This window comes from Pseudoalteromonas sp. S3178 (genome assembly GCF_005886985.1).
In the GTDB taxonomy this organism is placed as follows: domain Bacteria; phylum Pseudomonadota; class Gammaproteobacteria; order Enterobacterales; family Alteromonadaceae; genus Pseudoalteromonas; species Pseudoalteromonas carrageenovora.
The window spans coordinates 1-371 of the sequence record NZ_PNCW01000348.1 but is presented as its reverse complement, the minus strand read 5'-3'; the positions used below and the strand labels follow the sequence as shown (position 1 = coordinate 371).

Genomic DNA, 371 nt, shown 5'->3' with positions numbered 1-371 from the left:
TGCCATGCTGCCAGTCGCCACCTTCAACGCCGCTACCTGCAATATCCATGTGTACATACGGAATTGGCAATTCAGCATTACAACCATGCTTGTCTAAGCCACCAACAATTGCCAAAAATGCCATTGGGAATTGGTGACCACGAGCGGTAACCGCCGATGGAGCGTTGTTACTCGATAGCACATCATCCGCAAGGGTGCGTGGTTTTACAAAGTCATAGTCTTCGCGTCGGCTACGCGATACTTCCGCGCAGTCAGCCCATAAGTCGCCCATATCTGCAATCTTGCGAGATACTTGTGCAGCTCGTGCAGGACCATTCTCAACATAGGCACTGTAAGGGCCCATGGCGCGCGCTGCGTGACCTGTTAGTGTT

Annotated in this window: 1 pseudogene; it reads right to left on the bottom strand. The window is 52.3% G+C overall.

The window, feature by feature from the left end:
* Positions 1-371 (bottom strand): annotated as a pseudogene (locus CWC11_RS21260) (leucyl aminopeptidase family protein); the annotation flags it as partial.